General features: G+C 73.9%; 7 protein-coding genes and 1 pseudogene. 6 read left to right on the top strand and 2 right to left on the bottom strand.

Translation table 11 applies throughout. The features are described from left to right. From ETD96_RS45380 to ETD96_RS38360, 6 genes and pseudogenes are all read left to right on the top strand, one after another. Positions 1 to 548 (top strand): annotated as a pseudogene (locus tag ETD96_RS45380) (hypothetical protein); the annotation flags it as partial. A 110-nt stretch (positions 549 to 658) separates the two neighbouring features. Further along, positions 659 to 2,185 (top strand): glucose-6-phosphate dehydrogenase, encoded by a 1,527-nt coding sequence (zwf, locus tag ETD96_RS38380; protein ID WP_138641403.1) that lies wholly within the window; start codon positions 659 to 661, stop codon positions 2,183 to 2,185. Next, positions 2,185 to 3,213: a glucose-6-phosphate dehydrogenase assembly protein OpcA gene (locus tag ETD96_RS38375; RefSeq protein ID WP_138641402.1), complete on the top strand. Its 1,029-nt coding sequence runs from the start codon at positions 2,185 to 2,187 to the stop codon at positions 3,211 to 3,213. Before zwf ends, ETD96_RS38375 begins: the two co-directional genes overlap by 1 nt. Beyond that, complete coding sequence (gene pgl, locus ETD96_RS38370; RefSeq protein ID WP_138641401.1) at positions 3,210 to 3,965, top strand: 6-phosphogluconolactonase; 756 nt, start codon at positions 3,210 to 3,212, stop codon at positions 3,963 to 3,965. The genes ETD96_RS38375 and pgl overlap by 4 nt, the downstream gene beginning before the upstream one ends. A 141-nt stretch (positions 3,966 to 4,106) precedes the next feature. After that, entirely contained in the window at positions 4,107 to 5,312 is a 1,206-nt protein-coding gene (locus tag ETD96_RS38365; RefSeq protein ID WP_138641400.1) for a L,D-transpeptidase, read from the top strand. A gap of 96 nt (positions 5,313 to 5,408) precedes the next feature. Continuing rightward, a complete protein-coding gene (locus tag ETD96_RS38360; RefSeq protein ID WP_138641399.1) occupies positions 5,409 to 5,741 on the top strand; it encodes a cupin domain-containing protein in 333 nt (110 codons plus the stop codon). 52 nt (positions 5,742 to 5,793) lie between these two features. Here the strand turns inward: ETD96_RS38360 and ETD96_RS38355 are convergent, their stop codons facing one another. Next, positions 5,794 to 6,426 carry a helix-turn-helix transcriptional regulator gene (locus ETD96_RS38355; protein ID WP_138641398.1) on the bottom strand — a complete coding sequence of 211 codons (633 nt, stop codon included), beginning with the start codon at positions 6,424 to 6,426 and terminating at the stop codon, positions 5,794 to 5,796. 1 nt (position 6,427) lies between these two features. Then, a complete protein-coding gene (fdxA, locus tag ETD96_RS38350) occupies positions 6,428 to 6,751 on the bottom strand; it encodes a ferredoxin (RefSeq protein WP_138641397.1) in 324 nt (107 codons plus the stop codon). Between the last annotated feature and the right edge of the window lie 180 nt (positions 6,752 to 6,931).

The following is a 6,931-nucleotide window of genomic DNA, read 5'->3' as shown; positions in this document are numbered from 1 at the left end:
CGCTCGCGCCGCCCCCGCCGCCCGCCGCGATGACGGTGGACGACGGGTCCGGCGACCCGCTGTTCGCCGACGGCGACCCCGGCCGCGCGGTGGAGGCGCACACGACGGTGCCCGCGCTGGCCGGCGCGTCCGGCCTCCCGGCGCTGCTGGACGCGGTGGCCGCCGCGGTCGGCCCGGCCGGGCGCCTGGACCTCGCCGCGCACCTCGATCCCGACGAGGCGCGCGGGCAGGGCGCGCAGGTGCGCCGGCTGGCCGCGCTCCTCGCCGCGCGCTGCGGCCGGCCGGTGCGGACCGGCTGGGGCGGGCGGCCCCGCGCGGCCGGGAATGATCAATCCGGCGAAGGCGTATACCTGTTGGTGACCGGGAACGTCGCCCGCGACGTACCGGTCCCGGGCCGGCACCACCGGCTGGCCATGCTGCAGCTCGCGCGGGCGCTCGGGGACGCCCGCGACGCGCGCGCGGCGGGGCGCGCGGTGGTGCGGCTGCACCTGCAGAACCGCTGGGCGGGACTCGCCCGGCTGCTCGACGCCGCCGGCGCGGGGCGATGAGGCCCCGCACGGAGGGCGCCCGTTCCAGGAAGTGGGGCCCGTGACACGAGTTGGGGCAGGATGCTTGCAGCAGTGAGACGAGAAGGCGCAGTCCGATCAGAGGGGGCCACGTGACCAACCCAGCCAATCCGCTCCGCGACCCGCGGGACAAGCGCCTGCCGCGGGTGGCCGGGCCGTGCGTGCTCGTGCTGTTCGGGGTCACCGGGGACCTGTCCCGCAAGAAGCTGCTCCCGGCGATCTACGACCTGGCGAACCGGGGGCTGCTGCCGCCGGGCTTCTCGCTGGTCGGCTTCGCGCGCCGGGACTGGGAGAACGAGGACTTCCGGCAGATCGCCTACGAGTCGGTCAAGGCGCACGCGCGGACCCCGTTCCGCGAGGACGTGTGGACGCACCTGTCGGAGGGCATGCACTTCGTCCCCGGCGAGTTCTCCGACCCGGGCGCGTTCGACGCGCTGTCGATGGCGGTCAAGGAGCTGGACGAGAGCCGCGGCACCGGCGGCAACTACGCCTTCTACCTGTCGATCCCGCCGAAGTTCTTCCCCCAGGTCGTCGAGCAGCTGCAGCGCAGCGGACTCGCCGACCGCAAGGAGGGCGCCTGGCGCCGGGTGGTGATCGAGAAGCCGTTCGGCCGGGACCTGAAGACCGCGGTGGAGCTGAACGACACCGTGCACCGCGTCTTCCCCGAGGAGTCGATCTTCCGGATCGACCACTACCTCGGCAAGGAGACGGTGCAGAACATCCTGGCGCTGCGGTTCGCCAACACGATGTTCGAGCCGATCTGGAACCGGTCGTTCGTCGACCACGTGCAGATCACGATGGCCGAGGACATCGGCATCGGCGGCCGGGCCGGCTACTACGACGGCATAGGAGCCGCCCGCGACGTCATCCAGAACCACCTGCTGCAGCTGCTGGCGCTGACGGCGATGGAGGAGCCCACCTCGTTCCGCGCCGAGGCGGTCCGCGCCGAGAAGGCCAAGATCCTGTCCTCGGTGCGGGTGCCCGGCGACCTCGCCGAGGCGACCGCGCGCGGGCAGTACGCGGCGGGCTGGCAGGGCGGCGTGAACGTCCGCGGGTACCTGGAGGAGGACGGCATCCCCGCCGACTCCCGCACCGAGACCTACGCGGCGGTCAAGCTGGAGATCGAGAACCGGCGCTGGGCGGGCGTCCCGTTCTACCTGCGCACCGGCAAGCGGCTCAGCCGCCGCGTGACCGAGGTCGCGATGGTGTTCCAGAAGGCGCCGCACCTGCCGTTCTCGCAGACCGACACCGAGGAGCTCGGGCAGAACGCCCTGGTGATGCGGGTGCAGCCGGACGAGGGCATCACGGTCCGGTTCGGCTCGAAGGTGCCCGGCACCTCGATGGAGATCCGCGACGTCAACATGGACTTCGCCTACGGCGAGTCGTTCACCGAGACCTCCCCCGAGGCCTACGAGCGGCTGCTGCTGGACGTGCTGATCGGCGACCCGCCGCTGTTCCCCCGGCAGGAGGAGGTCGAGCTGTCCTGGCAGATCCTCGACCCGATCACCGAGTTCTGGGCGAGCCGCGGCGGACTCGACCAGTACAAGTCCGGCGGCTACGGGCCCGACAGCGCCGACGAGCTGATGGCGCGGGACGGGCGCACCTGGAGGCGGCTCTAATGAACATCGATCTCACCGGAACCACCACCCGCAAGATCCAGGACGCGCTGACGCAGTCCCGGCACCTGATGGGCGGCCCGGCGGTCGGCATGGTGCTGACCCTGATCATCGTGACCGACGAGTCGGCGCAGTACGACGCGGTCCGCGCCGCGACGGAGGCGGCGCGCGAGCACCCCTGCCGGGTGCTGACCGTGATCTCCCGCGACCCGCGCGGCGGCTCGTCGCGGCTGGACGCCGAGATCCGGATGGGCGAGACCGGTCCGGGCGAGACCGTGCTGCTGCGCATGTACGGGCCGCTCGCCGAGCACGCCGACTCGGTGGTCGTGCCGCTGCTGATGCCGGACACCCCGGTCGTGACGTGGTGGCCGGGCGGCAAGGTGCCGAAGGTCCCGGCGAAGGACCCGCTCGGCGCGCTGGCGCAGCGCCGGGTGACCGACTCCTACGCGGCCCGCGACCGGCTCGGCACCCTCGCGCAGCTCGCGCAGGGCTACCGGCCGGGCGACACCGACTTCACCTGGACGCGGCTGACGTCGTGGCGGTCGCTGCTGGCCGCCGCGCTCGACCAGGACCACGACGACATCGTGTCCGGCGAGGTGACCGCCGAGCCGGACAGCCCGAGCGCGGAGCTGCTGGCGGCGTGGCTGTCGGTCCGGCTCGGCGTGCCGCTGGAGCGGTCCGTGTCCGAGGGGCCCGGGATCACCGGCGTCCGGCTCACCACCACCAGCGGCGACATCGTCATCCACCGCCCGGACGGGCGGGTCGCGACGCTGTGCCGGCCGGGGCAGCCCGACCGGCAGGTGTCGCTGCTGCGCCGCCCGATGCCCGACCTGCTGGCCGAGGAGCTGCGCCGGCTCGACCCCGACGAGGTGTACCGCGAGGCCGCGGCCCGGTTCGCCAAGGACCTCGCGCACGGCACGGCGCGGCCCGGCGTGGCCGACGATCCGGTGTCGGCGACGGACGCGGCGGCGAAGACCGGCCCGGCCAAGCGGCACGCCAAGGCGCGGCACGAGGCCGAGGGGCAGGCGTGAGCGCCCCGGCCGTCCTGGTCCACCGCGACCAGGAGCTGCTCGCCGCGGCGGCCGCGGCGCGGCTGCTGACCCGGATCGCCGACGCCCAGGCGGCGCGCGGCGCGGCGTCGGTCGTGCTGACCGGCGGCGGGGTCGGCACCGCGGTGCTGGCGGCGGTCGCCGCGTCCGGCGCGCGCGACGCGGTCGACTGGTCCCGCGTGGACGTGTGGTGGGGCGACGAGCGGTTCCGCCCCGCCGGCGACCCCGAGCGCAACGAGACCGGGGCGCGGGCGGCGCTGCTCGACCACGTCCCGGTCGACCCGGCGCGGGTGCACGTGATGGCCGGCCCGGACGGCCCGGACGGCGACCACCCGGACGCGGCGGCGGAGCGGTACGCGGCCGAGCTGCGCGCCGCCGCCGGGCCGGGCGGCGGCCCGGTCCCGGAGTTCGACGTGCTGATGCTCGGCGTGGGCCCGGACGCGCACGTCGCGTCGCTGTTCCCCGGCCTGCCGGGGCTGCGCGACGAGCGTCCGGTGGTCGCGGTGCGGGACTCCCCCAAACCGCCGCCGACCCGGATCTCGCTGACTTTCCCGTCGCTGCGCGCCGCGCGCGAGGTGTGGGTGCTGGCGGCGGGCGCGTCGAAGGCGGAGGCCGTCCGGCTCGCCCTGGCGGCGGGCACGGACGTCGCCCGCGCCCCGGCCGCCGGCGCGCGCGGGCGTGACCGGACCCTGTTCCTCCTGGACAGTGCCGCCGCGGCGGAATTGCCCGACTGAGAGAACACCGAAGAGTGGCCGTGGTGTCGCATGGGTCGCGCTGAACCGTGCATAACCTGAGCACGTGCATACCTTGTGCGGGCCTTGAACGCGGGATGACCCGCGCGATGGGCACGGCAGGCGAGCGTGAGGAGTTCTCAGGTGCGCAAGGGTCGGTCCGGGACGGCGATCGCGGCGGTCGCAGGGGCGGTGCTCGTCGCCGTCGCCGGCTGCTCGTCCGGCGGCGGTGGCGGCAAGGGCGGAGACGGCGGCGGCAAGGACGCGGACGCGGTGAAGCTGGCGATCACGCCGGCCACCGGGACGCGGCAGGCGGCGCCCGACCAGCCCGTCACCGTCACCGCAGACAACGGCAAGCTCACCAATGTCACCCTCACCTACGGCCAGAAGAACGCCAAGGCCGAGGGCAGGCTCGCCGCGGACGGCAAGTCGTGGAAGTCGTCGTGGACGCTGCGGCCGTCCACGACGTACACGGTCACCGCGACGGGCACCGGTGAGGGCGGCAAGCCGGTCACCGCGACGTCGACGTTCACGACGCTGACGCCGCAGAAGAAGCTGACGTCGGGCATGTCGCCGCTGGACGGCGAGACCGTCGGCGTCGGCATGCCCGTGCAGTTGCTGCTGTCCCGGCCGGTGAGCACCAAGGCGGGGAAGGTCGCGGTCGAGAAGGCCCTCGAGGTCCGGATGTCCAAGCCGGTCGAGGGCGCCTGGTACTGGGTCAGCGACAAGGAGGTCGACTTCCGGCCCCGCGACTACTGGCCCTCCGGGCAGAAGGTGAAGGTCATCGCGCACCTGGCGGGGCTCAAGGTCGGCGACGGCGTCTACGGGACGAAGGACCGCAGCGCCAGCTTCACGGTGGGCGCGCGGCACATCACCACGATCGACGCCAAGAAGCACCGGGCGACGGTGACCGACGGCGGCCGGACCGTCCGGACGATGAAGGTCAGCCTCGGCAAGCCGGGCCACGACAGCTACAGCGGGACGATGATCGCGCAGGAGAAGGCCGCCGACATCGTCATGGACTCCGCGACCACCGGCGACCCCGGCGAGTACCGGATCCCGACGAAGTGGAACGTCCGCCTCACCTACAGCGGGACCTTCGTCCACTCGGCGCCCTGGTCGACCGACGCGCAGGGCAACGACAACGTCAGCCACGGGTGCGTGAACGCCGCCCCGTCCGACGCCAAATGGTTCTACGACTTCACGAACCGGGGCGACATCGTGAAGGTGACGGGCACGTCCCGGCAGCTGCAGTTCGGCAACGGCCCGACGCCGTGGGCGAAGGACTGGGACGGCTGGCTGGCGGGCAGCGCGACCGGCAAGCCGGTGACGGGCCTCCCGCTCACCTGACCCCGCGTGCCCTGCGTCTCGTGTGCGCGATATGCACTGCATCTCGTGTGCCCGGTGTCTCGTGTGCGCGCGCGATCACGGGGCAGACTTGGGGCCATGCAGAAGCTCTCGTTGGACGCACAGGTACGTGACCATCTGAAGCGGGCCGCGGCCGGCTCGACCGGGCGCAGCGCGGACACCGTCTACGGCGGACATGAGCACGTCCTGCGCCAGACGCTGGTGGCCCTGACGGCGGGCACCACCCTGTCGGAGCACGAGAACCCCGGCGAGGCGACCATCCACGTGCTGCACGGGCGGGTCCGGCTGCTGGCCGGGGAGAACTCGTGGGACGGGATGTCCGGCGACCTGCTGATCGTCCCGGACGCGCGGCACAGCCTGGAGGCGCTGGAGGACGCGGCCGTCCTGCTCACCGTCGCCAAGGTGGGCTGAGCACCACCCCCCGACCTCCTCCGGGGACCCCGCCTGGGGTCCCCGGAGGAGGTCATTCGCGGCGCAGGTGCGCGAGGCAGGCGCCGGGTTCGGCGAAGGGCTCCAGCCGGTCGGCCTCGACCGGCGCGTCCAGCTCCTTCAGCGCGCCCTGCATGAGCCCGAGGTGGACGTCGCAGACCAGTGGCCCGTACTCCTCGGCGAGCTCCAGGAACGGGCAGTGCCGCAGCCGGATGAGGTCGCCGCCCGGGCGGGGGGCGAAGTCCAGGTCGTCCAGCAGGGCGGTGAGCCGGTCGGTCGCCTCCGCGGCGCTCAGCCGCTGGAACGGCGGCGGCCGGTCGACGAGGTAGCGGCCCCACTCGCGGCCCGCCCGCGCGGCGCTCTCGCGGGCGGTGGGCCCCTCGGCGGCGAGCCGGCTGAGCAGGATCTGGGCGAGCAGGCGGTAGCCGCGGGCGCCGCCGCGGTCCATGCCGGGGCGGGGGGCGTAGACGGTGCGGGGCCGGCCGGGGCCGGAGGGCTGCTCGGCGGTGCGCTCGACGGTCCCCTCGGCGGTCAGGGCGTCCAGGTGGAAGCGCGCGGTGTTGGCGTGGACGCCGAGCCGCTCGGCGACCTCGGCGACGCCGAGCGCGGCGCCGGCGTCGCGCAGGATGTCCAGGACCTCCTGGCGGCGGGAGCGTTCGGCGGTCATCTCAGCCCTCCTCCGCCGGCGGCAGCGCGGCGATCAGCGGGTGGTCGCGGTCCAGGGCGCCGAGCTTGGTCGCGCCGCCGGGCGAGCCGAGGTCGTCGAAGAACTCGGCGTTGGCCCGCGTGTAGTCCGTCCAGCGGTCCGGGAGGTCGTCCTCGTAGTAGATGGCCTCGACCGGGCACACCGGCTCGCACGCGCCGCAGTCGACGCATTCGTCCGGGTGGATGTAGAGGGCCCGCGCCCCCTCGTAGATGCAGTCGACCGGGCACTCGTCGACGCACGCCCGGTCCTTGACGTCGACGCACGGTTCGGCGATCACATAGGTCACGGCGCGCTCCTCGTCTCCACATCGCCCCCGGCATCTATTTGTGACAATCCTACATGTAAATAATAAGCGAACAGGCGGCCGGGCCGCGCGGTCCCGCCGACCGCCGACCGCCGACCGCCGACCAAAGTCGATGGCCCGTCGACCTGCGGCCACTGGGCGGGGCGGGCGGCGCGGCTACCG

Origin of the sequence: Actinomadura geliboluensis, assembly GCF_005889745.1 — a bacterium.
GTDB lineage: Bacteria > Actinomycetota > Actinomycetes > Streptosporangiales > Streptosporangiaceae > Spirillospora > Spirillospora geliboluensis.
Note: the sequence above shows the minus strand (reverse complement) of the source record. Positions and strands in the feature narration are given on the sequence as shown.